Source organism: Hyphomicrobium sp. B1 (assembly GCF_049532635.1).
Classification (GTDB): domain Bacteria; phylum Pseudomonadota; class Alphaproteobacteria; order Rhizobiales; family Hyphomicrobiaceae; genus Hyphomicrobium_B.
The window spans coordinates 3878579-3903213 of the sequence record NZ_CP134871.1 but is presented as its reverse complement, the minus strand read 5'-3'; the positions used below and the strand labels follow the sequence as shown (position 1 = coordinate 3903213).

Annotated in this window: 21 protein-coding genes; 8 read left to right on the top strand and 13 right to left on the bottom strand. The window is 61.2% G+C overall.

Annotation, left to right across the window (positions count from 1 at the left end; translation table 11 throughout):
• The first annotated feature begins 80 nt into the window (after positions 1–80).
• Entirely contained in the window at positions 81–1334 is a 1254-nt protein-coding gene (locus tag RLW55_RS18595; protein ID WP_409562862.1) for an MFS transporter, read from the top strand.
• A 120-nt stretch (positions 1335–1454) separates the two neighbouring features.
• Here the strand turns inward: RLW55_RS18595 and RLW55_RS18590 are convergent, their stop codons facing one another.
• From RLW55_RS18590 to RLW55_RS18570, 5 genes are all read right to left on the bottom strand, one after another.
• Complete coding sequence (locus RLW55_RS18590) at positions 1455–2231, bottom strand: 3-hydroxybutyrate dehydrogenase (protein ID WP_409562863.1); 777 nt, start codon at positions 2229–2231, stop codon at positions 1455–1457.
• A gap of 13 nt (positions 2232–2244) precedes the next feature.
• Positions 2245–2988 (bottom strand): acetoacetate decarboxylase, encoded by a 744-nt coding sequence (locus tag RLW55_RS18585; RefSeq protein WP_409562864.1) that lies wholly within the window; start codon positions 2986–2988, stop codon positions 2245–2247.
• The gene (locus RLW55_RS18580; protein WP_409562865.1) at positions 2985–4145 is read right to left on the bottom strand and encodes a DUF3734 domain-containing protein; all 1161 of its coding nucleotides are present in this window, start codon (positions 4143–4145) and stop codon (positions 2985–2987) included. Before RLW55_RS18580 ends, RLW55_RS18585 begins: the two co-directional genes overlap by 4 nt.
• Before the next feature lie 180 nt (positions 4146–4325).
• Positions 4326–5912: a DHA2 family efflux MFS transporter permease subunit gene (locus tag RLW55_RS18575; protein WP_423415031.1), complete on the bottom strand. Its 1587-nt coding sequence runs from the start codon at positions 5910–5912 to the stop codon at positions 4326–4328.
• Positions 5913–5954: 42 nt separating this feature from the next.
• Positions 5955–7256: an efflux RND transporter periplasmic adaptor subunit gene (locus tag RLW55_RS18570; RefSeq protein WP_423415030.1), complete on the bottom strand. Its 1302-nt coding sequence runs from the start codon at positions 7254–7256 to the stop codon at positions 5955–5957.
• Between the two features lie 165 nt (positions 7257–7421).
• Here RLW55_RS18570 and RLW55_RS18565 point away from each other — a divergent pair, with 165 nt between their 5' ends.
• The gene (locus RLW55_RS18565) at positions 7422–8105 is read left to right on the top strand and encodes a TetR/AcrR family transcriptional regulator (protein ID WP_409562868.1); all 684 of its coding nucleotides are present in this window, start codon (positions 7422–7424) and stop codon (positions 8103–8105) included.
• Between the two features lie 47 nt (positions 8106–8152).
• On the opposite strand, the gene asnB is transcribed toward RLW55_RS18565, so the two are convergent.
• Positions 8153–10195 (bottom strand): asparagine synthase (glutamine-hydrolyzing), encoded by a 2043-nt coding sequence (asnB, locus tag RLW55_RS18560; RefSeq protein ID WP_423415029.1) that lies wholly within the window; start codon positions 10193–10195, stop codon positions 8153–8155.
• Between the two features lie 455 nt (positions 10196–10650).
• Positions 10651–11496: an AAA family ATPase gene (locus tag RLW55_RS18555; protein WP_409562870.1), complete on the bottom strand. Its 846-nt coding sequence runs from the start codon at positions 11494–11496 to the stop codon at positions 10651–10653.
• A 639-nt stretch (positions 11497–12135) separates the two neighbouring features.
• Here RLW55_RS18555 and dksA point away from each other — a divergent pair.
• Positions 12136–12573 carry an RNA polymerase-binding protein DksA gene (gene dksA / locus RLW55_RS18550; protein WP_050976864.1) on the top strand — a complete coding sequence of 146 codons (438 nt, stop codon included), beginning with the start codon at positions 12136–12138 and terminating at the stop codon, positions 12571–12573.
• Between the two features lie 155 nt (positions 12574–12728).
• The gene (locus tag RLW55_RS18545) at positions 12729–12965 is read left to right on the top strand and encodes a hypothetical protein (protein ID WP_423415028.1); all 237 of its coding nucleotides are present in this window, start codon (positions 12729–12731) and stop codon (positions 12963–12965) included.
• A 73-nt stretch (positions 12966–13038) separates the two neighbouring features.
• Here RLW55_RS18545 and RLW55_RS18540 read toward each other — a convergent pair whose 3' ends face one another.
• Positions 13039–13428, bottom strand: coding sequence for a hypothetical protein (locus RLW55_RS18540; protein ID WP_409562872.1), 390 nt, complete (start codon positions 13426–13428; stop codon positions 13039–13041).
• 217 nt (positions 13429–13645) lie between these two features.
• On the opposite strand from RLW55_RS18540, the gene RLW55_RS18535 reads away from it, so the two are divergent.
• A complete protein-coding gene (locus RLW55_RS18535; protein ID WP_423415027.1) occupies positions 13646–16204 on the top strand; it encodes a response regulator in 2559 nt (852 codons plus the stop codon).
• Positions 16205–16264: 60 nt separating this feature from the next.
• Here RLW55_RS18535 and RLW55_RS18530 read toward each other — a convergent pair whose 3' ends face one another.
• The 3 genes from RLW55_RS18530 to RLW55_RS18520 all read right to left on the bottom strand — a co-directional run bounded on the left by RLW55_RS18530 (position 16265) and on the right by RLW55_RS18520 (position 18209).
• On the bottom strand, positions 16265–16831 hold the full coding sequence (locus RLW55_RS18530; RefSeq protein WP_013947033.1) for a formaldehyde-activating enzyme: 567 nt from the start codon (positions 16829–16831) through the stop codon (positions 16265–16267).
• Between the two features lie 145 nt (positions 16832–16976).
• Complete coding sequence (locus RLW55_RS18525; RefSeq protein WP_423415026.1) at positions 16977–17486, bottom strand: hypothetical protein; 510 nt, start codon at positions 17484–17486, stop codon at positions 16977–16979.
• A 165-nt stretch (positions 17487–17651) separates the two neighbouring features.
• Positions 17652–18209, bottom strand: a complete 558-nt coding sequence (locus tag RLW55_RS18520; protein ID WP_423415025.1) for a hypothetical protein — start codon at positions 18207–18209, stop codon at positions 17652–17654.
• A gap of 213 nt (positions 18210–18422) precedes the next feature.
• On the opposite strand from RLW55_RS18520, the gene recA reads away from it, so the two are divergent.
• The 3 genes from recA (at position 18423) to RLW55_RS18505 (ending at position 23183) form a co-directional block, all read left to right on the top strand.
• Positions 18423–19556, top strand: coding sequence for a recombinase RecA (recA, locus tag RLW55_RS18515; RefSeq protein ID WP_024275633.1), 1134 nt, complete (start codon positions 18423–18425; stop codon positions 19554–19556).
• Positions 19557–19776: 220 nt separating this feature from the next.
• Positions 19777–22470 carry an alanine--tRNA ligase gene (gene alaS / locus RLW55_RS18510; RefSeq protein WP_423415024.1) on the top strand — a complete coding sequence of 898 codons (2694 nt, stop codon included), beginning with the start codon at positions 19777–19779 and terminating at the stop codon, positions 22468–22470.
• Between the two features lie 239 nt (positions 22471–22709).
• Positions 22710–23183, top strand: coding sequence for a hypothetical protein (locus RLW55_RS18505; protein WP_409562877.1), 474 nt, complete (start codon positions 22710–22712; stop codon positions 23181–23183).
• A 60-nt stretch (positions 23184–23243) separates the two neighbouring features.
• On the opposite strand, the gene RLW55_RS18500 is transcribed toward RLW55_RS18505, so the two are convergent.
• Positions 23244–23846 carry a class I SAM-dependent DNA methyltransferase gene (locus RLW55_RS18500; protein WP_423415023.1) on the bottom strand — a complete coding sequence of 201 codons (603 nt, stop codon included), beginning with the start codon at positions 23844–23846 and terminating at the stop codon, positions 23244–23246.
• A 28-nt stretch (positions 23847–23874) separates the two neighbouring features.
• Complete coding sequence (locus tag RLW55_RS18495) at positions 23875–24630, bottom strand: DUF4241 domain-containing protein (RefSeq protein WP_423415022.1); 756 nt, start codon at positions 24628–24630, stop codon at positions 23875–23877.
• Positions 24631–24635 lie beyond the last annotated feature (5 nt).

The following is a 24635-nucleotide window of genomic DNA, read 5'->3' as shown; positions in this document are numbered from 1 at the left end:
ATTTCCGTAAGATACGCGGTTATTCCAGTTGCTGCAGCGCACGTTGCGCGATGCAGCGAAGCGAGACGGGAGGCTTCCGCGTGGAGGCAAACGCCAACGGATTCGACAATTTGAATGCCGCTCCGGCGACGTTGACGCGCGGACAGGTGCGCCTCGTGCTGTTCGCGCTGGCGATGGGCGGCTTTGCGATCGGGACGACCGAATTCGCGGCGATGAGCCTATTGCCGTATTTCGCCGCCACGTTCGGCATTACCGAGCCGATGGCTGGGCATGCGATCAGTTCCTATGCGCTCGGGGTTGTCGTCGGGGCGCCGGTGATCGCGGTGCTGGCGGCGAAGTGGCCGCGGCGGAAACTGTTGCTGGCGCTGATGGCTTGCTTTGCCGTCTTCAATGTCATGACGGCGCTTTCGCCGAACTACGGAATGATGGTCGTGTTCCGCTTTCTGAGCGGCCTGCCGCACGGCGCTTATTTCGGCGTGGCGATGCTGGTTGCTGCTTCGCTCGTGCCGCCCAATGCGCGGGCGCAGGCGGCGTCACGCGTGCTGATCGGCCTGACGATTGCGACGATCATCGGCGTGCCGGTTGCGACCTGGATGGGGCAGGCACTCGGATGGCGCGTCGGCTTCGGGATCGTCGGTGTGTTGGCGCTGCTGACGGTGCTGCTCGTCTCAATCTTCGTACCGCGCGATGAGCCGATCGTGGGCGCGAGCATGATGCGAGAACTCGGCGCGCTGAAACGGCCGCAGGTCTGGCTGACGCTCGGGATCGGTGCGATTGGCTTTGGCGGCATGTTCGCAGTCTACTCGTATCTGGCAACCACGCTGGTTGACGTGACGCACGTCGAGCCCGGCGTCGTGCCGATCGTGCTGATGGTCTTCGGGCTTGGTATGACGATCGGGACGTTCGTCGCCGCGTGGCTCGCAGACAGAGCGCTGATGGCGACGGCGGGTGGCCTGCTGGTGTGGAGTGCGTTCTGGCTGGCGGTCTTTCCGTTCGCCACGGGGAATATCTACGCCGTTTCGTTCGTCGTGTTTATGATCGGCTGCGGCGGTGCGCTCGGCGTTCCGCTGCAGACGCGGCTGATGGATGTCGCCGACGATGCTCAGACGCTTGCGGCATCGCTCAATCACAGTGCGTTCAACACGGCGAATGCGATCGGGCCGTGGCTTGGAGGGTTGGCGATCTCGTACGGGTACGGCTGGAGTTCGACCGGCTGGGTCGGCGCGGTGCTTGCCGTCGGCGGGATGGTGTTCTGGGTGATTTCGGTGGTAACCGACCCCAAACACGGTCAGCACGTCCGGCGTCATCTACCCCAGGCCGCGCCAGGGGAGTAGCACAAGACAGTCATGCCGACGGAGGTCGGCACCCAGACAACAATCCACACATGCAATGTTGCGGAATGTCTGGATCCCGGCCTGCGCCGGGATGACGTCATTGTGCGTTTTTTCGTCGGGTCAGTTCATGTGCCAGCCGTGGCTGACGATGATGCTTTCGCCGGTCATGGCGTTGGTCTTGAAGGCGGCGAGGAAGAGGGCAACCTCAGCGATGTCAGTCACCATCGTGAATTCCTTGTCGACGGTTTCGCCGAGCATCACTTCCTTGATGACACGTTCTTCCGTGATGCCAAGCTCATGCGCCTGCTGCGGGATCTGCTTGTCGACGAGCGGCGTGCGCACGAAGCCGGGGCAGATGACGTTCGAGCGGACGCCGTGCTGCGCGCCTTCTTTTGCCATGACGCGGCCGAGGCCGAGGATGGCGTGCTTGGCCGCAACGTAGGCCGACTTCAAGGGCGAGGCCTCATGGCTGTGGACCGAGCCCATGTAGATCAGCGCGCCGGACTTCTGCGGATACATGTATTTCACGCAGGCTTTAGTCGTGAGGAACGCGCCATCGACGTGGATGGCCATGATCTTCTTCCAATCGGCGAACGGGAATTCCTCGATCGGGTGCACGATCTGGATGCCGGCGTTCGAGACGAGAATGTCGATAGTGCCGAAGGCTTTCGCCGTTTTCTCGGCGCCGGCGTTCACCTGATCTTCGTTCGAGACGTCCATGGCGACGGCGATGGCTTCCTTCTCGCCGCCGAGTTCCTTCGCGGCGGCAGTGGCAGCATCGAGGTTCAAGTCGGCGATGGCGACGCGGCCGCCCGCTTCGACGTAACGCCGGGCGATCTGATGGCCGATGCCGCTTGCGGCGCCCGTGATGAGCGCGACTTTGCCGTCAAGTTTCATTGGGGGCGTCTCCTTATTTCTCTTCGAGGTAGTCGTAGACGACCTTGCCAAGGCCGAGGGTCAGGTCGGCGAGGATGTGTGTCGCGGATATGATTTCGCGCACAGGCAGGTCCGCAATCGGCGCGAGGGCGTGGGGGCGCAGATCGAGCGCGCCGGGGCCGCTCCATGCGCCTTTGATGGTCACGTCTTCGAGGCGGTAATCGACGAGTTCGAGAATGCGAGGACTGCCGTCGACGTGCGGAATGATTTTCAGAAGATAGTTCGGCACGGCGAGCGATTTGGCGACGGCGGCGGGATCGAGCGCTTTGTGCTTGAAGCCCATCGTACCCGTCGCGATGCGAACGCTGCCGTAGTCGAGCGTGCCGACGAGCGTGTCGATGTCGGGGCCGAGCGTGGGCTTGGCGAATTTCTTCGGGAAGCCCCACAGCTCGCGGCCGCCATAGATCGGGGGGCCGTCGTTCAGGAACATGGCGTGCGTATAGCCGCCTTCGACGCCGTTGAATTTGACCGGAATGACCTGGCCGGATTCGGTGTAGTCGCCGAAGCCGGTCGAGTCCGGCATGCGGATGAATTCGTATTTAACGATGGGTTCGTCGAAGGTGAGGGGCTCGGGCACGACCTTTTCGAGGGCTTCGCGGTCGGTGCGGTAGGTGATGATGAGATATTCGCGATTGATGAAACGATAGGGGCCGGGGGGGAAGGCAGGACTTGTCAAAGGCATCGCAAAGGCGCGTTTCTTGACGTCCGCAATTTTCATCTGTGTGTCTCCGAAGGCGGTGGCGGGCTGAGTTCTTTCGTAAGATCGAGCACCATCACGCCGTCTTCGGGTTTTTCCCGATTGATCCAAGCGGGGTTGCTGAGCGTGCGCTCGACGTCGTCGATGCCGGCGCGCCAATGCTCGTTCACGGTGTAGCGCGAGAACTCGTAGTCGTTCGACTGCGTGGAATAGACGGCGCGGCGATGAATGAGATGGACGATGGTGATCGCGGCGTTGCAGCTGTGGCGCGTCAAAAGCTTCCAGTCGAACGTCGATTTGATGTCGTCTGGCAGAACGCCATCGAGACGCCGTACGGCGCGTCGCAGCTCTTGCAGAAGCTTCGAATAGTCAGTGTTCAAACGTGTCCGGCTCGAATAGCGGATTTCCTTTTCGCGGGTCTGAACGTCAAAGAGCGTATCGGGGACGGTACCCTGGGCGCTGAATAGATCGACCTGGAAAATGCACATGTCGGAGCGCGGGAGGCTGCCGTCGAGAACGTATTGCAGAGGCGTGTTCGAGACGATGCCGCCGTCCCAATAGAGCGTGCCGTCAATAGAGACGGGCGGGAATCCTGGCGGCAGCGCGCCGCTCGCCATGATGTGCTCGGGAATGATTTTCGTGGTGGCGCTGTCGAAATAGACCTGATTTCCGGTTGCGACCTCGACCGCACCGACGCTGATGCGCATTTTTCCTGAGTTCAGCAGGTCGAAGTCGACAAGTTCGAGAAGCGTTTTCTTCAGCGGGCTGGTGTCGTAGATGCTGATCGCCTGCACCGTGCCGGGCGGCATGATGACAGCGGGCGGATAGCGCGGATCAAAGAAGCCCGGCGCACCGGTCGATGCAACGAGCGCGGCGGCGGTCTCGTTGAAGATCTTGCGCGAGGCGTTGTCGGTTGCGAGGGGTGGCAGCAGAAGATGGCTCGAAACCCGGTCCCAGAATTCACGAAGCCGCTTCACGCGGCGTTCAGGAGGATTTCCTGCGATAATCGCAGAGTTGATGGCGCCGATCGAAATGCCAGCGACCCAGTCGGGCTCGAGTCCGGCGGCACATAGCGCTTCGAATGCTCCGCCCTGATAAGCGCCGAGGGCGCCGCCGCCTTGTAATACGAGCACGGTCTTTTCAGTGCTCTTTGCCGCGCTACCGTTGGGCTGGGCCATGTCTTCTATCTACCAAGCTTGGGGTGGCTATGGAGACGGAGAGGTTCTGAGACCTCGAGTATTCTTCAGGCCCTGTTGCAATGCAGTAGATTGGCCCCAAAGGCAAGGGGGCGAATGTTCGATCTTGCTAAACGTCTCGTAACTTGCGACGTGAAATTTATGAACGATTTGCGTCGCCGTTTAGTGGCCACCGGCACCAGCAGGGACGGGAGTGGGCTTGCGCATCAGGAGCGTGAAGAACCCGGCCGTGACGAACAGCACCGTCAGCGCGAGGAAGAGATCGGCGAACGACAGCACGTTCGCTTGATTGCGGACGATCATCGCCAGCTTTTTCAATGCTGCCATGTCGCCGTCCGAATGCATGGCCTGTGAAAAGCTCTGCTGCATCATCGCCAATTGTTCTTCGGCGGCCTGATGCCCCCAGGCGACCTGTTCGTGCAAACGTGCGAGATGCAAGTCGAGCCGCTTGTTCAGCAGCGTGTTGATCATCGCGAGGCCGACAGCGCCGCCGAGGTTGCGCGTGAGATTGAAAAGGCCGGAAGCATTCTTGATCTGCTCCGGGGGGAGCGTTCCGAGCGACAGGTTCGTAATCGGAATCATGCACAGCATCAGCGACGAACCGCGCAGGATCTGCGGAACGAGAAGCTCCCAGAAATCCCAATCTGGGGTGATGTAGGACGCGATATAGGTGCCGAGCGCGAAACCCATGAAGCCGGTGAACATCATGACGCGCGGATCGAGAATGCCGGCGAGACGGCCACTGATCGGCGCGGTCAAGAACATCGCGACGCCGGTGACGAACATCGTCTGGCCGATCATCAGGGAGTCGTAGCCGCGCACCTGTCCGAGGTAGACCGGATAGACGTAGGTCAAACCGTAGAGGCCGATGCCCATCGTGAAGCTGAAGGCCGAGCCGAATGCGAAGTTCCGGTCTTTGAATGCGCGGAGCTGGACGATTGGTTCTTTCGCGAAGGCGGCGCGCAGAAAGAAGATGACGGCGCCTACGATAGTCAGCACGGCGAACGTCGCGATGGTCTGGTCGTCGAGCCAATCGTAGCGCGGGCCTTCTTCGAGCACGTATTCGAGCGAGCCCAAGAACATAGCCATGCCGAGCAGACCCATGAAATCGAAGTGATTGAGCAGGGCGTAATTCGGCTTGTCGAAATCGACGAGGAAGAACACCGCCGTCGCGACCATGATGCCGGGCACGACGTTGATCAGGAACAGCCAGTGCCAGGAATAGGTGTCCGTCAGGTACCCGCCCACGGTCGGGCCGATGGTCGGCGCGAGCGTGGCGACGAGGCCGATGATCGGTGAGACGATGTTCTGCTTCGAGCGCGGAAAGAGCGAGAACGCGACGGCGAAGACGCTGGGGATCATGCCGCCACCGATGAAGCCTTGAATAGCGCGGTAGACGATCATCTCGTTGATGCTCGTCGCGGTGGCGCATAGCGCGCTTGCGGCCGTGAAGCCGACGGCCGCTGAGAAAAACAGCGCACGCGTCGAGAACACCCGGCCGAGGAAGCCCGACAGCGGGATCATCACGACTTCGGCGATCAGATACGACGTCTGAACCCACGGGATTTCGTCGGAACTCGCAGAGATGCCTGCCTGGATTTCCTGCAGCGACGCCGACACGATCTGAATGTCGAGGATCGCCATGAACATGCCGAAGACCATGGCGATGAAGCCGGCGAGCTGGCGCGGTGTGACGCCGATCCATTCAAGCTTCTGCGGTTCATCCGCAAATGTTGTTGCGTCGGTCATGAGCGATTGCCGGATTGTTTCCGAATAGGTTTGCGGACGGCGCTATTTCTGCGCCGTCTTTTCGGTCTTGGGCGTCGTGCGCGTATCGATGCTGACGACGACCGAGAGGCCGGGGCGCAATCTGCCTCTCGCTTCGGAGGCAGGGATCGCGATGCGGACTGGCACGCGCTGCACGATCTTCGTGAAGTTACCCGTCGCGTTCTCCGGGGGGAGCAGGGAGAACTGTGATCCTGATGCGGGCGATACGCTTTGCACCGTGCCCTTCAAGTCTTCGCCATCGAGCGCATCAACGGAGATCGTCGCCGTCTGGCCGGCCGCGATCGGCGGCAACTGGGTTTCTTTGTAGTTCGCGTCAACGAAGACCTTGTCGAGAGGCACGACGGCCATCAGCCGCTTGCCGGGCGTGACGTAGTCGCCGACCTGTACGCCGCCGCGATTGCCGATGACGCCGTCAAACGGGGCGCGGATGGTGGTGAACGAGAGATCGCGCTTGGCCTGATCGACTGCGACCTGAAGTTCTTTCGCCGTCTTTTCTGCTTGTATGCGCTGGGCGTGCAGCAGAGCCACGTTGGCATCCGCCGACTGGATCGCAGCTTCGTTCGCCTTCACCTGTGCGATAGCCGAATCGCGCGATGCGATAGCGGCGTCGAGTGCGGCTTGCGTTGCGTAGTCCTTGGCGGTCAGGGCCTGAGTGCGCTCATAGTCTGCCTTGGTCTTGATGACGTTGGCTTTCGCGGCGTCGAGCTGGGCGCGCTCTTGCGCGGCGTTGGCTTCGGCTGCTTTGATCTGTGCGTCGAAAGTCTTAATGACAGCCATCTGTGTGGCGAGCTTCGATTGCGCCTGATCGAGGGCAAGCTGATAGTCACCTTCATCGAGGTGGACGAGCACTTGGCCTTCCTTCACCGCCTCGTTGTCGACGACGGGGACTTCGGTAACGATGGCGGAGACCTTCGGCGAAATGATCGACATGTAGGCGCCGACGTAGGCGTCGTCGGTCGAGATCATGAAACGACCGACGGTGATGTATTGATATGCGAAGTAGGCAGCGGCCAGCAGAGCAACCGCGCCTAGCCCCATGAAGATTGGCTTGCGGCGCGAGCTTTTGGTCGGTGCTGCGCCTTTGGCCGGGGCCTCAGAGCCTTTCTCGCGAGCGGCAGGTGCTTCGGCGGAACGCTCGAATGGCGTCTGCTCGGATTTTTCTGCGATCGCCGGTTTCGGCGCGGTCCGGTTCTGAACGCTAGGCACTGGTGTTTGACTCTGCTCGTCAACGGTTGTCGTGGACTCCGCGTGTTCGGGAAACTCACGCTGAATGGTCAAAACGCTGTTCAAATTATTCCTGCCCATAACGCCCGCCTCGTTCCAGGAGCAATTGCCATTATACTGAACCGTATGGTTCACTTTGCACTTGACATACAGCGTTCAAAAGTGGATAGCAAGGACAAACCGAACCGTTTGGTTCGTTTGTTAATATAAATTTACTGAACTTGCGGTTCGGTTTGAGCAGGGGTGATGGCGATGGAAGGCTCTCAGTTCACAGGGTCAGAACGGAAAGAGGAACGGCGCGGCGGCCGTCCTGCAGCGGGAACCGATCCGGCGAAGCGTCGGCAGATTCTGGAGGGCGCGGGGCGGATCTTTTCGGAACTCGGGTTCGATGCGACGAGCATGAGCGACGTTGCGCGCGAGGCGAAGGTGTCAAAGGCGACGCTGTACGTCTATTTCCAGGACAAGGAACACCTCTTCACCGCGATTTGCGCGGAGCAACGTGATCGCAAGATCGCGGAGAAGATTGCTCTGCTTGACGTCAATCTACCGATCGTCGCCGTGCTGCACCGATTTGGCGTGGAAATTCTGACGACGATGTCTCAGCCGTTTGTCGTCGCCGCACACCGTATCGTGATCGGCGTGGCGGAACGGATGCCGGAAATTGGATCGGAATTCTATGAGGCCGGTCCGGTGCGCGTCATCGGAGCGTTGGCAGATTACTTCGATCATCACGTCAAAGCCGGTCATCTGGACATTCCTGACACGCGGCTTGCTGCGGCGCAGCTTCTTGAAGTGATCCCAGGTTCGCTGTTCAAGGCGCGGCTGTACGGCGTGCTGAAAGAACCGCCGGCGATCGAGGAAGTCGAGAAGAACGTCGCGTCTGGCGTGGCACTGTTTATGAAGGGTTACGCGGCAAACAACGCCGCGTAACTAATTTGACTGAGGCCCACGGTGGAAGAGGCGGAGCGACCGCCGCTTCACGCGACGCTTTCTTCAACTCCGCTCATCTCGGCGAAATCCAGATCGCTCCATTCCGAGGGTACGCCCGCGATCGAGCGCCAGTCGGGAAGGTTGGCGAGCGTCGGGTCGATATAGGTGTGATGCCAAAGCTGAGTCGCGAGAACGGCGACGAGCCCGAGCTCACCTGACTGACGCTGGTAGCCCCACCAGGAGAGATCCTTGTATTCGTTGCGCCACTTCGCGACGGCTTTCGGATCGAAGTATCCGGCCTTCTTGATCGACTCATCGCTGAGCAGCTCATCGACGTAGGGCAGGCGCTGTTCGAGGAAGAAGCCATCGAGCGGGGCGCGGAACATGCCCTTCGGCCGCCATGCGACGGACTTCGGCAACCACTTCTCGGCGACGCGGCGGAGCAGATATTTCTCCGTCAGGCCTTTGAGCTTCCATTTCGGATCGATGCCCGCAAGGAAGTCGAAGACGTTATTGTCGAGGAACGGATAGCGCATTTCGACCGACTGGCTCATCGCGATGCGGTCGCCCTTGAGGCTCAGGAGCTGGCCGGGAAGATGGATCTTACCCGCCCAGTACACACTGCGATTAACGGGGTGCCATTTGGCCGAGCGGCCGGCGTCCGGATCAATCGACAAATACGGGTCGTGGCTGCTGAGACCGGACATCATTCCGGGGCTGTAGAAGCGGAAACGCGATGCTCCGAGAAGATCGTAGAAGCGCTGGAACGCGTGCATGCCGCCGGCGCTCTCGGCGCACTTGTCGAGGTAGGCGACAGCATCGTCGTCGCAGCCGAGCCAACGATGAAAATAACGCGTCATCTTCGGAGGAAGTTTGCCACCCGAAACGCTGCCCATCATCTCGATGATGCGCTGGAATTTATACCACGGGTAACCCGCGAGCCATTCGTCGGAGCCCTCGCCCGTCAGCGCGACCTTGAAGCCGGTGTCTTTCACTTTCGCTGCGAGCATCATCAGGGCGGTGCACGACGTATCGGTGACCGGTGCTTCGGTCGCGACGAGCAGGCGCTGATAGTTCGAGACGATCTCTTCCGATCCGCAGGCGACGACGTAAGGATCGGCGGAGAGATGTTTCGAGATGATGGCGGCTTGTTCGGTTTCGTCGAGCTTCGGGTCGCGGATCTTGACGGTGAACGTCGTAGGTGCGGCGCCGAGAATGTCTTTCGCCATCGCGACGACAGTGCTCGAGTCGACGCCGCCTGAAAGATACGAGGCGACCGGAACATCGGCACGGAGACGGCGCTTGACCGCATCGTAGAGGACGCGTTCGAAATCGTTGACGAGCTTTTCCTCATCGGCAAAACGCGTTTCTTTCCCCATGTCGGGGAAGTCCATCCGCCAGTAGGTGCGCTCATCAATCGTCGACTCTTCGCCGACGCGGCCGCGCGAAATTGTCAGGAACTTTCCCGGCGGCAGTATGTTGATGCCTTCGAAGCAGCTCGCCGGTCCCGGGATGGCGAGATAGTTGAAAAGGGCATCGATCCCGCGCGGGTCGGGCCTCGGCTCGACGAGGCCGGTGGCAAGAATTGTTTTGATTTCGGAACCGAAGACAAGCCAATCGGTGCCGAAGCGCGTCGTGCGTGTCCAATAGAGTGGGCAAATACCGAAACGATCGCGGGCAAGAATAAACTTCTGCTTTCGCTCGTCGAACAGCGCGACGGCGAACTGGCCGTTGAACTTCTCGAACATGTCCTCACCGTACTGCTCCCACATGTGCGGGAAGAGTTCGGTATCGCAGTGGGTCGTCAGCGTGTGGCCGAGACTGCGAAGCTGCTGGCGCCAATCATCATGGTCGAAGATTTCGCCGTTGAAGACGGCAGCGATGGATTTGTCTTCGTTGAAGACAGGCTGCTGGCCGTCGGCGAGGCCGACGATGCTCAAGCGGCGCGAGGCGAACCCGAAGCCGGGGCGCTGAAGATAACCGTCTTCGTCCGGGCCACGATGCAGCATGGCATCGGCGGCGCGCTTCAATACCGATAGCGGTACCGAGCGTCGGCTCTTGAGGTCGATAATTCCGAAAATGCCACACATGGGATGGTCCAAGGTCCTGCAGATGGTCTGGCGGCTTGCTGCTGCCGTCGGGCAGATATAGGGATCTTCGCGTTATCCCAAACCGCCGGATCGGAAGACGCGCTGCAATTCTAAGGCGCCGACGTTAATCAGTTGCCGCGCCGGAAGCTATATTGCCAGTCCGGTGCTCAATGGTGGTTACCATTCGCGACAAATACGCGCGTCGCGAGACTTTCCTAGGCTAGGCGGCCTAATGCGAAGTGTTAGCATACAGGCCGTGGGGTGAAAGAAAGCGGCGGTTGCAATTTGTCCCGCGCGATTTGTGCAGCAGATACACTGCTTTTTCCAACTATCGTCCGTTCATGTTGCTCCGTGATCGTGGTTCATGGTTAGCCGGAGCGCGTCAGGGTTGCACGAAACACTGTCCGCTATGTGTTCACCGCTGCGATGGCCGAAAAATTTCTGATCATTGGGAGTTATTCGCCGCGGCGGCGGGGCATGAACGCCAGACGTTCGAGCAGGTGCGCGTCTTGCTCGTTCTTTATCAGCGCTCCGGCCAGAGGCGGCACGAGCTTTCTAGGATCGCTTTCGCGCAGCAGGGACGGGTCAATGTCCTCGTGCAGAAGCAACTTCAGCCAGTCGAGAAGCTCCGACGTCGACGGCTTTTTCTTCAGGCCCGGGACGTCGCGCAGTTCGTAGAAAACGCGTAGCGCATCGTTGACGAGTTGGTTTTTCAGCCCCGGAAAATGCACCTCCACGATCTGGCGCATGGTATCGGCGTCGGGGAATTTGATGAAGTGGAAGAAGCAGCGGCGCAGGAAGGCGTCGGGCAGCTCTTTCTCGTTGTTCGACGTGATGAGCACGACCGGGCGGGTTTCAGCCTTCACCGTTTGGCCCGTCTCGTAGACGAAGAACTCCATGCGATCGAGTTCCTGCAGGAGATCGTTAGGGAACTCGATATCGGCCTTGTCGATTTCATCAATCAGCAGCACGGACCGCTTCGGCGCAGCGAACGCGTCCCAGAGCTTGCCGCGCTTGATGTAGTTGGCGATGTCCTTGACGCGTTCGTCACCGAGCTGACCATCGCGCAGGCGCGAAACAGCGTCGTATTCGTAAAGGCCCTGCTGGGCTTTCGTTGTCGATTTGATGTGCCACTCGATCAGCGGCGCATCGAGCGCCTGCGCGACTTCGGCGGCGAGCACCGATTTGCCCGTCCCCGGTTCGCCCTTGATGAGGAGGGGCCGTTCGAGACGGATGGCGGCGTTGACGGCGACCTTGAGGTCGGGCGTTGCGACGTATGCGGAGGTGCCTTCGAAGTTCATGATCCTGTCTTGGCGGGGTTCGGGCGCGCGGGCAAGGTGACCGAAGCGCGCTCCTCGGCATCGGACTGTGGGGAGCGGGTGACAGTCGGGCGTCTACTGATGTGACGTAACAATATGTTTTTACTTGAAAAAGTCGGACATATCAAAATTTATCAAGGCTTCGTCTCGTGCTTGACTCGGAGGCCTTCGCGCATAGATAAGGGTCGGCCGGATGAGGCCGACTCAGGTCAGACCTTCGGCGGAGGATGATCGGCTCGAGCGAACGCACAGCCTCTGGAGAGGCGGACGATGAGCAAGGCAATCGGAACGAGGGCCGCGAAGTCGAAAGCGGCCGCAAAGAAATCCGCCGCCAAGAGCAGCGGGCCGCCCAAGAATGGGGCCAAGAACAAGGCTTCCCCAGCCGGCGTGTCCACGCCTGCCAAGGCCGCAAAGCCGGCTGCAGCAAAAATTAAGGTGGCAAAGACCGCTACAAAGGGTACGCCGACGAAAGCCGCGACGGGGAAGATCGGCCAGATCGTTCATAAGGCGGCCGTTGGCAAGGTACTGCCGCAGAAAGCTACTCCGGCGAAAGTACCGGCGCGAACATTGGCTGTTGCAAAGTCGACAGCGTCGAAAAAGTCAGAGGGTACGATTAAGAAGATGGCTGCCCGCGTAAAGATTGCAGATATCGTTCTTCCGCCGGATTATAAGCCTTCGGAAAACGAGCCTTTCATGAACGACATGCACAAGGCTTATTTCCGCAAGCGTCTTCTGGATTGGAAGGATGAGATCCTGCGCCAGACGCGTGAGACGCTGGCGATCCTGCACGAAGATTCTGCGCAACATGCCGATCTCGCCGATCGTGCGACGTCCGAAACTGACCGCGCGACGGAGCTGAGAACGCGTGACCGTCAGCGCAAGTTGATTGCCAAGATCGACGCGGCGCTGGGCCGGATCGAAGACGGCTCCTACGGATACTGCGAAGACACCGGCGAGCCGATCGGTCTGAAGCGGCTCGATGCCCGACCCATCGCAACCCTGTCGGTCGAAGCGCAGGAGCGTCACGAGCGTCGCGAACGCGTCTATCGCGAGGAATAAGACACGCTTTGGCTTTCCGGGATGCGTTGCCTTAGGCGCGTTCCGGGACAGCCCTTCATTGCTTCTTAAGATTTTGCTCCGACACTCTCGTGCGTTCGCCTATCGGCGTCGCTGACGAGGGTCCCGTCGTGAGAGTTGGAGCACATTTTTTCGGATTGGCATGTATTGCCGTCGCTGCCGTCGGATTTGGCAGCCGCGAGAGCAGCTCCGAGATGCTCAATCGCGCGGGCTTCGTGCACACCGGCTTCACGTATAATCAGGCGAAACCGGCTTCTGTCGCGGCGGCGCAACGCCGCCGTTTGCTACGGCCTTCGGCTGAGGTTGCCAGCGCGACGCGGCAACTCGATCTCAGCAAGCTGACATTGGCCGATTTCGGCGACGTCGAACGCTAGGCATTGCGGCCTTGCTCGGTCAACCTCGCAAGCGTCCCAATTTGTTTTTGTACGTGAGCTGAACGCAGCGCTTTTAAACGTTACGCTCGCGCGGGACGAGGGCAGGCGCTACCTCGGGGCCGTGACCGAACACCGGCGCGCGGCGGACGGGCGGCGGGACTTCGTTCTGCACTACAGGGACTGGGCGCGCGGCGGTCGCCTTTATTCCCGTTTCGACCACGACATCGACCGGGCCGCCCGTCAGCAGCAGGTGCTCGACGTCGTCGCGTCTGATGAGGATCAGTTTTCGGCGGCTATCGATGCTGGCGTGGTCGATGACTTCGAGGCGACGCTCGCCCTTGGGCTTAAAAAGAAGGGCGGACGGTGACGTGCCGGTCAAATAGGCCCGCACGAATACGACGGCGCCGGCACTCAGGACTGCCAGTACGGCCAGCATGAAGGTCCAGAAGAAATAGCTTTCCATGTTTTCCCCGCGGCCGGACTTGCCGGCTGTGCCGATAACTCTCGCACGTCAACCAATCGATAGCTTCGAGTTGACTGCATGTTAACTCTCTTAAGCGAAGTCTTATCCAATCGAGTCTCGCCGCACCGTTGCGGCACAGTTGCAGTTGCGTTTGAGTTCCACATCCATGCCCCAATCCCCCGCTTCGATTTTCGAGAATCAGCTAGATTCTCGGCCCATGAAGGATCGCGAGGCGTTGAGGATCGATGCCGCCCCGATCGATCCGCTGAACTCAGCGGAAGGGTTCGGCGGCCTCCTCCCCATGATCATAATCGCGGCTGCGGGCGGCGCAGTTTTGTTCGGGCTGCTCGCGAGCGGATCCGGCGAGCCTTTGCTTTTGACCGTTATCGCGCTGCTCGCCATGTTCGGCGCCTTTATGCTCTTTGCGATTGCTGCCGGGCATCTGCGCTTTGGTGCTCGCGTCGTGCCGGGGGATCTTCTCAAGGCGTCTCTGGATTCCGACAATGAGCCGCAGATCATCGCCGAGGATGACGGCACGATTTTGTACGCCAACGCGGCTGTGGATAAAGTTCTGGGCCAGCACGAGGCGGGGCCATTCTCAGCTCTCGAAGCGTCGCTTGCAGGCGACTCGGAGGGCACGCAAGCGTTCTTCCGCCTGACGAAGGCGGCCGAGCGCGGCGAGCCGAGATCGGAAGATGTGCGGTTGCGGCTCGGGTCGGATCGCAACGTTTCCTGGGCGCGGATCACCGTGCGGCCGTTCGCTGGTCCGGAAGGCTTGCTGGAAGGTGGCTTGCGGCAATCGCGGCTCGTCTCGTGGCAGATCGTCGACGTTACGAACGAGAAGAGCCAGGAGGCCGAACGCATCGGCCGGCTCGAAGCATCGCTTGCCGCATTCGATGCCATGCCCGCCGGTTTCATGTGGGTCTCGGGCGAGGGCGCGATCGTGCATGTCAACGCCGCGTTCGAGCAGTGGCTTGGCTATCCGGCCGGCGCGTTGAGAGCGCGATCGCTCGGGCTTGCCGAACTTGCGGGTGCCGAAGGTCTGCGCCTGTTGAAGCATATGGCGGCTATTCCTGAAGCCGATCAGCGCATCATCGATCTCGATTTGACTCGCAAGGACAGCCGCATTGTGGCGCTGACACTCCTCGTCGAGCCCGTCGCTGGAAACGCCGAGCAGGGCTTTACGATCACGGCGATCAACCGGCAGACGACCGGGCTCGTCGAGCGTGGTCACCAGGACGTCAGAGCATCGCAATTCTTCCAGTCGGCTCCGTTCGGCATTGCAGCGCTCGACGCGGAGGGCCGCATCGCCAACTGCAACACCGCCTTCATGCAGATGGTGCTCGACGGCAAGCCGGCGCAGGACGTGCTGGCATCGGAAGCCTTGAGCCGCACGGCGGAGGCGGATGAGCGCTACAAGATCGAAGCGGGTCTCGCGGAGGTTCTCGCCGGACGCGGCAACATTCAGCCGATCGAGATCACGGCGGGCGACAACAAACAGTTCACGCGCCGCCTTTACATGTCGCCGCTGGCAGCGGTGCAAGGCGGTGCGGCTGCTGCGCTCTATGTGATGGACGCGACCGAGCAGAAGACGCTCGAAAGCCGCGTGGCGCAAGCGCAGAAGATGGAAGCGGTCGGCAACCTTGCGGGCGGCATCGCGCACGACTTCAACAACGTGCTGACGGCGATCATCGGGTTCTCGGATTTGCTGCTGCAGACGCATCGCCCGAGCGATCCGGCTTATCGCGACATCAAGAACATTCAGTCGGCGGCCAATCGCGCGGCTGGTCTGGTCAAGGGGCTGCTCGGTTTCTCGCGCAAGCAGACGCAGCGGGTCTCGGTCTTCAACGTCGGCGAATTGACGTCCGACATGCTGCCGGTGCTGAAAACGCAGTGCGGCGAGAAGATCGAGCTCAAGACGCATTCCGAGCGCGACCTGTGGTACGTGCGGGCCGACAGCGACCAGCTTTACCAGGTCATTCTCAATCTGGTCCGCAACGCGCGCGACGCGATGCCGAACGGCGGCAAGCTGACGATCAACACGCGCAACGTCACGGAACGCGAAAGCCAGAAGATGCGCGACGTCGTCGGCTTTACGCCGGGCGAATACGTGTTGGTCGAAGTGGCCGATACCGGCACCGGCATGAGCCCGGAAGTTATGGCCAAGATCTTCGAACCGTTCTTCACGACGAAGGGCGTCGGCAAGGGCACGGGTCTTGGACTCGCGTCTGTCTACGGTATCGTCAAGCAGTCGGGCGGCTTCATCCAACCGGAAAGCGAGATCGGCAAAGGCACGGCCTTCAAAATTTTCCTGCCGCGGCATTTCGTGGAAGAAGGCGAGGAAGTCGCGAACGCGATGCCGGAGTCGATTGCCGCCGCGAAGAAGCAGCTCAAGGCAACCGACCTGACCGGCACCGGACGCGTGCTGCTCGTCGAGGACGAAGTCGAAGTTCGTCAGTTTGCCGTTCGCGCACTGAGGCGCCAGGGCTATCAGGTGCTGGAAGCGACCGATGGCGTCGAGGCGCTGGAGATCATGGCCGAGAACGAAGGCATGATCGACATCGTGGTGTCCGACGTTGTCATGCCGGAGATGGATGGGCCGTCGCTCTTCAAGGAGCTGCGCAAGCGCAATCCGTCGATCAAGGTGATCTTCGTTTCCGGCTATCCAAACGAAGCGTTCCGCGAGTCGATGGGCTCGGACGACTTCGCGTTCCTGCCGAAGCCATTCTCGCTGCCGCAGCTCGCCGCGAAGGTGAAGGAAGAACTCGCGAAGTAGGTTTTGATTGCGCCGGACGACTCGCCTCCGGAGAGCCGGCCGCCCGGCGCGAGGCTTGGATCACACCTCGCCCTTGAGGCCCTTCTCGAAGTATTTGTGAATGATCTTGTCCTGGTTTTCGAGCAGCCAGTCGATGTCGGGCTTGAAGTTCATCGCCTTGTGAATGGCGAGCGCGGTCGCCTTGCGATGGATGTCGAATAGGATCTTGTGATCGAGCTTGTCGATCGTCGAGACGACGGGGTTCAGCCACACCGAAACGATGATGCCGAGATCATCGACTTTGTCTTTCGGCAGGTCGCCGGCGCGTACGGCGTCGAGGACGCCCATCGCGGTCGCGTATTGCACTGTGCCCATCAGAATGTTGGTGTAGCGCTCGTTGTCGACCGTCACCTTGCTGACGCACAGCGTTGGCGGACGCACCATCACGTCGGTGTTCAGAAGCGACAGCACGCGGCTGTGGCCCTTTACCTGGTCGCCGAGAAGCGTCGCGAAGGCGGTGCCGAAGGGGCCGTCCATTTCGCCGATCGCGACTTCGGGTTCCGCTGCCGTTCCCGGAGGGCCGCCTGCGACGAGGGCTTCGCCGACGCGAATGCCAAAACGCCCCGACGGGCGCGATGCAATGCTCATATGTCACCACCTTGTGCTCGGTTATCAATTGAGCGCCGAAGCCGACGCACGGGGTGGGCTTAAACCAGAGTGGCCAGAGACGCGCCATAAGTTCTGGTTATGGCGCGTCTCACGGTCGCGATGCGATGGGGGGCAATCGCACGCGCTAGTCGCAGGGAATTTCGATGACGCTGTCGGTGGCGGCGGAATAGCGGCGGCAGACTTGCGATGCGGCTGCTGCTGTTTTCGTTGCGGTCGCGGTTGCGTTTGAGGCCGTCGAGACAGGCAGCAGATCGCTTTTCTTGGCGATGTTTGTGGTGCCCGTCGATGCCGTTTGCTGGGCGATTGTTTGGGTTCGCGCGGCTGCAATCTTTGCAGCTTGTTTTTGAGCCGCGGCTTTCTTCTGGGCGATTGCGGCGAGACGGGCGCGTTTTGAGGCAAGGGCCGCAGCCTGTGCGCGTTCGGCGCGTAATTCGGCGAGCCGCTTTTCACGCGCTCTCGCAAAGGCTTCTTCGAGATTGCGGCGCTTGTCCTTCTCGCAGGGCTGGGCCGGCTGGCGGCCCTGGTTGCGGAAGAACGGGCTTGCGTAGAACGAGCCCATGCCGTGTGCTTCCGCGTTCGATGCGACGGTGCTGGCGACGACCAGAACGGCGATGAGGGTCGAGATCTTGAGCATGGGTGCCTCCCACGAATTTGCGATGGAGGCATCTTGGAGTAGCGCGATTTTTCCCGCTGTTTCGGACGGAACACGTCTGCAAATCGTGCTGGGGTGTTGAACATAAAAACGCGGCCCGGCCGAAGGACGGCGAGCCGCGTTTTTTGAGTGAAGGGCGAATGAGAATTACTGGCAGGGCGCCTCGATCACACTATCGGCAGCTGCCGAATATTTGCGGCAGGTGACGGTCGTGGCGGCCGGAGCGCTCGGTGTCGCCGATGACGTTTCGATAGCGTTCGACGGGGTCTTTTCAACTGTCGTTGTCTGCGCTGAGCTGTCGGCCGTTGTGGATGCAGGCGTACTGTCGCCCGAGGTCAGCCGGTCGCCCTTTTTGAGCGCGGGCTTGTCGTCGCTCGTCGTGGATTGGGATGCAGTCTCGGCAGCGGCGATCTGGGCCGCTTTCTGTTTCTGCAGAGCGATCTGGCGGGCGCGCTCGCGTTTGGCGGCCGCGGCGGCGATGGCGCGCTGGCGGGCACGTTCGCGGGCGGCGATTTCCCGGCGGGCGCGCATTCTCTCGTAGGCTTCCTCACGACGGCGCTCTTCGGCGGCGTGCGCGAGCATGCTGGCGGCCGCCATGCCGCCAAGAAAGAATCCGAGGCGGCGGCCGGGGCCGGCTTCGGCGGCTGATGTGAACGACGCGGCGACGACGGCGATGGAAATCAGAACTGCGAGCAACTTGGACACGGGCTGTCTCCTTCGGCTTGGGTTGCCAGGAGAGTGCCGCGAGAGGCCGCGACGCGCTGTCCCTAAGGAAACATGTGCGCAAGAGTGAGAAAATTCGGCGCGGGGACTCCACAATGAGAACAAAACGTGATTGACAGAAGCGGAACAAAAAGTGTACGTTTATCCTTAATTGATGGCGCGCGGCGCTTGCCATAAGGGATTGAGGGTGACGACATGGAACGGCCGGACTTGACTGTGCTCGAAGGGGGCAAGATGGACAAGAAGCAGGCGCTGGAGCAGGCACTCGCGCAGATCGACAAGACCTTTGGCAAGGGGTCGATCATGCGGCTCGGCGCCAATGAGAAGCTGGATATCGAAGCGATCTCCACGGGATCGCTTGGGCTCGATATTGCGCTCGGCATCGGGGGATTGCCGAAGGGACGCATCATCGAAGTCTATGGACCTGAATCCTCGGGCAAGACGACGTTGGCGCTACAAGTTGTGGCGGAAGCGCAGAAGAAGGGCGGCACGTGTGCGTTCGTCGATGCCGAGCATGCGATTGATCCGGGCTACGCCAAGAAGCTCGGCGTCAAGGTTGAGGATCTTCTGATTTCGCAGCCGGATACCGGCGAACAGGCACTGGAAATCGCCGATACGCTGGTGCGTTCGGGCGCCGTCGATGTGCTCGTGGTTGACTCGGTTGCCGCTCTGACGCCGAAGGCCGAACTCGAAGGCGAGATGGGCGACAGTCTGCCGGGCCTGCAGGCCCGCTTGATGAGCCAGGCACTCCGGAAGCTCACGGGCTCGATCTCGAAGTCCAATACGATGGTGATCTTCATCAACCAGATCCGCATGAAGATCGGCATCATGTTCGGCAACCCTGAGACGACGACGGGCGGCAACGCGCTGAAGTTCTATGCCTCCGTTCGCCTCGATATTCGCCGCATCGGCCAGATCAAGGAGCGCGAAGAGACGGTCGGCAACCAGACCCGCGTCAAGGTCGTCAAGAACAAGGTGGCGCCGCCCTTCAAGCAGGTCGAATTCGATATTATGTACGGCGAAGGCATCTCGAAGGTCGGTGAGCTGATCGATCTCGGCGTCAAGGCAGGGCTGGTCGAGAAGTCGGGTGCGTGGCTGTCCTATAATGGCGACCGCATCGGCCAGGGCCGGGAAAACGCTAAGACGTACCTGAAGGAAAATCCCCGCGTCGCGGCGGAGATCGAGCGGGCGATCCGGGCCAATGCCGGCCTCATCGTCGAGAAGATGCTGGCCAATCCGGAAGCCGGCGAGGATGATGGCGAAGAACCCGACGAGGACGGGGTTCTCCCCGACGAATCGGGGAAGAAAGTCGCCAAGGCGAAGCGGTAGGGCTTTGAGTGGCGCCATCCGACTTCCCTTCGGGAAGCCGGCCGGATGGTGCAGATGGAGGCCGCCAGCGTCTGTCGTTCCGCCGCAGGCGGACGGCCTGCTGCAAGGACCGCCCCTTCCTAGACATGCCTCAGGGCCGCCGCTACAACGGCGGCCTTAACCCGTTTCGGGGCTGTGTCCCGGAACATGTTTTTTATCCAGATCAGGCCGAAAGCACCACATGGCTGGCGTCAGCGAAATCCGCGCTTCGTTTCTCGATTTCTTTGGCAAGAACGGACACGAGATCGTGCCGTCGTCGCCGCTCGTTCCGCGCAACGACCCGACGCTGATGTTCACGAACGCAGGCATGGTGCAGTTCAAGAACGTTTTCACGGGGCAGGAGACGCGGGCTATTCCGCGGGCGACGACGTCGCAGAAGTGCGTCCGCGCGGGCGGTAAGCACAACGACCTCGATAACGTCGGCTATACGGCGCGCCACCATACGTTCTTTGAGATGCTCGGCAACTTCTCGTTCGGCGACTACTTCAAAGAGCGCGCGATTGAGCTGGCCTGGAACCTGCTGACGAAGGACTTCGGTCTCCAGAAAGACAAGCTGCTCGTCACGATCTATCACACCGACGACGAAGCCTATCGCATCTGGAAGAAGATCTCCGGCTTCTCCGACGACAAGATCATTCGCATCGCGACGTCCGACAACTTCTGGCAGATGGGCGATACGGGGCCGTGCGGTCCGTGCTCGGAAATCTTCTTCGATCACGGCGACAAGATTCCGGGTGGGCCTCCGGGTTCGGCGGACGCGGACGGCGACCGCTTCATCGAAATCTGGAACCTCGTGTTCATGCAATTCGAGCAGATCGCGCCTGGCAACCGCGTTGACCTGCCTCGGCCGTCGATCGACACCGGCATGGGGCTCGAGCGCATCGCGGCGGTGCTGCAAGGCAAGCACGACAACTACGACATCGATCTGTTTCAGCATCTGATCCAGGCGATCCGCCAGGAAGCGACGAAGGTCGGCGCGAAGGAAAGCGCGGCGACGAAGGATTTCGATCACGTCGCGCGGCGCGTCATCGCTGATCATTTGCGCTCGACGAGCTTCCTGATCGCCGACGGCGTGCTGCCGTCGAACGAAGGCCGCGGCTACGTGCTTCGCCGCATCATGCGCCGCGCCATGCGCTATGCGCACCAGATGGGCTGCACCGATCCGCTGATGTATCTGCTCGTCCCGTCGCTCGTGCGCGAGATGGGTGACGCCTATCCCGAACTCGTGCGCGCGCAGCCGCTCATCACGGAGACGCTGAAGCTTGAGGAGACCAAGTTCAAGCGCACGCTCGACAACGGCCTAAAGCTGTTGGGCGAAAGCTCGGCTGGTCTCACGAAGGGCGCGGTATTCCCCGGCGACGTCGCGTTCAAGCTCTACGACACGTACGGCTTCCCGCTCGATCTCACGGAAGACGCGCTGAAGCCGCGCGGCATCACCGTCGATACCGGCGCGTTCGATGCGGCGATGAAGAAGCAGAAGGATGCCGCCAAGGCCGCCTGGAAGGGTTCGGGCGAAGCGGCGACGGAAGGCCTCTGGTTCGAAATCAAGGACAAGACCGGCGCGACCGAGTTTCTCGGCTATGACACAGAGAGTGCGGAAGGCATCGTCACGGCCGTCGTGGCGGGTGGCAGAGAGGCCTCCGAACTCAAAGCCGGTGAGGAAGGCGCGATAATCGTCAACCAAACGCCGTTTTACGGCGAGAGCGGCGGTCAGGTCGGGGACCAGGGCGTCATCAAAGGTCCGAAAGGCACGCTGTTCCGCGTGACCGATACGCAGAAGAAGCTCGGCGATCTGTTCGTGCATTTCGGCAAGGTCGAGAGCGGAGCGTTCAAGGTCGGCGAAGCGGTCGAGCTCGAAGTCGATCATGGGCGGCGCTCGGCGACGCGCGCCAACCATTCCGCGACGCATCTTCTGCATGAGGCGCTGCGGCAGGTGCTCGGCACACACGTCGCGCAGAAGGGCTCGCTCGTTTCGCCCGATCGTCTGCGCTTCGACTTCTCACATACGAAGCCGATGTCGGCGGACGAGATCAAGCAGGTCGAGGACATAGCGAACGCCGTGCTGCTCGAAAACACGCCGGTCGTCACGCGGCTGATGGCGCTTGACGATGCGCGCGCGACGGGCGCGATGGCGCTGTTCGGCGAGAAGTATGGCGATGAAGTGCGCGTCGTGTCGATGGGGTCGACGCGGCCCGGCGCCAACAAGGCGTGGTCGGTCGAATTGTGCGGCGGCACGCATGTGTCGCGCACGGGCGATATCGGTCTCATTCGCGTCGTCGCCGAAAGCGGCAGCTCGGCGGGCGTCCGCCGTCTTGAAGCGCTGACGGGTGAGGGTGCGCGCGCCTATCTCGACGAGCAGGATGCACGCGTAAAGGAAGCGGCGAGCGTGCTCAAGACGCGACCGGAAGATCTCGTCGATCGCTTGAAGCATCTCGTGGAAGAGCGCCGCAGTCTCGAAAAGCAGCTTGCCGATGCGAAGCGCCAGATCGCGCTTGGCGGCGGTGCGGGTGCGGATGGCGCGGCAACGAATGGCGAAGCGATCCGCAACGTCGGCAACGTCAAGCTGCTCGCGCGTACGGTGCAGGGGCTCAATCCGAAGGACCTGCGCGGCCTCATTGATGACGGCAAGAAGCAGGTCGGCTCGGGCATCGTTGCCGTCGTTGGCGTGACGGAGGACGGCAAGGCGGGCCTCGCGGTCGGCGTCACGGACGATCTCGTCAAGACGTGGAGCGCGGTCGATCTCGTCAAGGCCGGTGCGGAAGCGCTCGGCGGCAAGGGCGGCGGCGGGCGTCCCGACATGGCGCAGGCGGGCGGACCGGACGGCGCGAAAGCGGGCGATGCGCTGAAGGCCATCGAAGAACGGCTCGCGAGCTGACGACTGCGAACTACTCTGGCCGTTCCTAAGTCCACGATGGCGACGCAGCTCGGCACTCAGACGAGCACCCATACTTCTAGGTGTTGAAATTTGTCTGGGTCCCAGCCTGCGCCGGGATGACGGTGTCGGCCCATGTTGCGGTGCGGAAGCTTTTTCCCGTTACCTTGCAGGCAATTCACTAATGACCGTCGGGAAAATTGGGTATATACGGCCCGCTTTCGCCAACGAGGAATTTTGAAATGTTTCGCATGGGTTCGCTGGCTTTCGCCGCTCTTTTTATCGCTGCTTCTCCGGTCTTAGCCGACGATTCCATCGTAAAGCTTCCGGCAACGCCAGCGCCTTCGGCCGGACCGACGATGACGGCCGCGCAGGAATTCTGCGGCGACGCGTCAGGCAAGGCGGAAGAGCTGATTTCGCGCTACACGTCGAAGGCTGGCCTGCAGAAAGTGTACGAGAGCGATCAGTATCTCGCGTATTCGGATGATCCGAAGAACGCTACGGTGATGTACACGTTTACGACCAAGAAGAATCCGGCTTATCCCGCCGCCGTCTGCCGCAAGGTCGAACACAAGGGCGACAACCTCGTGATCGCGATGAAAGTCGTCTGCGATGGCAACGGTGATGCCTGCGCGAAGCTTCAGAACGACTTCAACGTGATGAACGCGCAGATGCAGGCGCAGGTCGATCAGCAGATCGCCGGGCAGAAGAAATAGTTTTACGTTTGCGCTCGGCGACTCCCCAGCGGGGAGCCGGCCGCCGAGCGCGGTGAGTGTTTACTTGCTGCGGGCGAGCCAGATCGTGTGGCCGCCGGCAGTCGGGTCGTTCTCAACGTAAGTGACGACCTCGAACCCCTGTGCATCGAGTAAAGCGCGGTATTCCTCCGGCGCGAGGCTCGCGTGATAGAGCGGTTCGCCGCCGAATGTGCCCATCGCCACGCCGTTCTCCGTTCCGCTCGTGAACATCAGAGCCGCACCCGGTGCTGCGTGCGCGCGGAAAATCGCGAACATGCGGCGTTGATCGTCCTGGGTCAGGTGAAAAAAACTGTCCCACGCGAGAATGCCGTCGAAGGTTTGGCCGAGCGCGATGGTGCGCATGTCGGCGATGCGCCAGTCGCTTTGCGGAAAGCGGGCTTTGCAACGCGCGATCATTGCCTGCGAGCTGTCAACGCCGTGAACGCGATAGCCTGCGCGAATGAAGAAGCCTGCGATCGGTTCGCCTGATCCGCAGCCGATGTCGAGAATGGAGCCGCCGGGCGGGATCGACGCAAGGAAGCGGTCGAGCCATTCTCTTTCGAAAAGGCTTCGCGAGCGGACCTCATCCCAGGTGTCGGCGTGTCTTTCGTAAAGAGCGATGATGTTCGCCGCGTCTGACGTCATGGCGGTTGATGTTTCTCCAAGGGCGTCATCAGCGCTTCACCTTTTCCCAGTCGATGATGGCGAAGTCGGTGATGAGGGCGACGACGCGCCCGTCTTTGTCGTAGCCGAAATAGGACGCGTAAAAGCCGTCACCCCAGCCGCTGGCGAACATCGCAACGTTCGTCTCGCCGGCAGGGAGCATCAGGAAGAAGTTCGGTTTGAGGTGCGCGGCCTTACCGTTGGCCTCGCCCTTGTCCTGCCACTCCTCCCAGGCGTCGGGGTTCGCTTTAAGGACGGATGTCAGCGTCTCGGCGGCTTTTGGATCGTAGAAGGCGCCGGTTCCGGCATCGACCGGATAGCCGAAGATTTCGCCGCCAGCGAGCGTGGACGCGTCTTGGCCGTCGGTCACGGCCATTTTCCATTTCACTGCCGGAGTGTCTGCGAAGTGGATGCGAGCGAATGCGATGCGGCCATCGTTAATGCCGCCGACCGCAATCGCGAGGCGGACCGGAAACGACCCGTTCGGCACCGGCTCGGAAAACGGCAGCCGCGCGTCGATCGAAACGAACGGATCGCAAGCGGCGATCCGGCCGCTCACGATCTTTAGTTTGCCGAGTTCGAGGGTGCGAAAGGACGTCGGATGAAGACGTGGAGGCTTGCCTTCATCGGCCTCGTCGACCGTCAAGCGGTACGTCGCGTCGAAGGCGCGGGTGAAGGCCTCTGCGTAGTCGGGAACAGCCGCGGAAGCCCCATGTCCGGCGAGCAGCGTGAACACGGACGAGAGAAACGAGCGGACGCCGGCCACTTTGC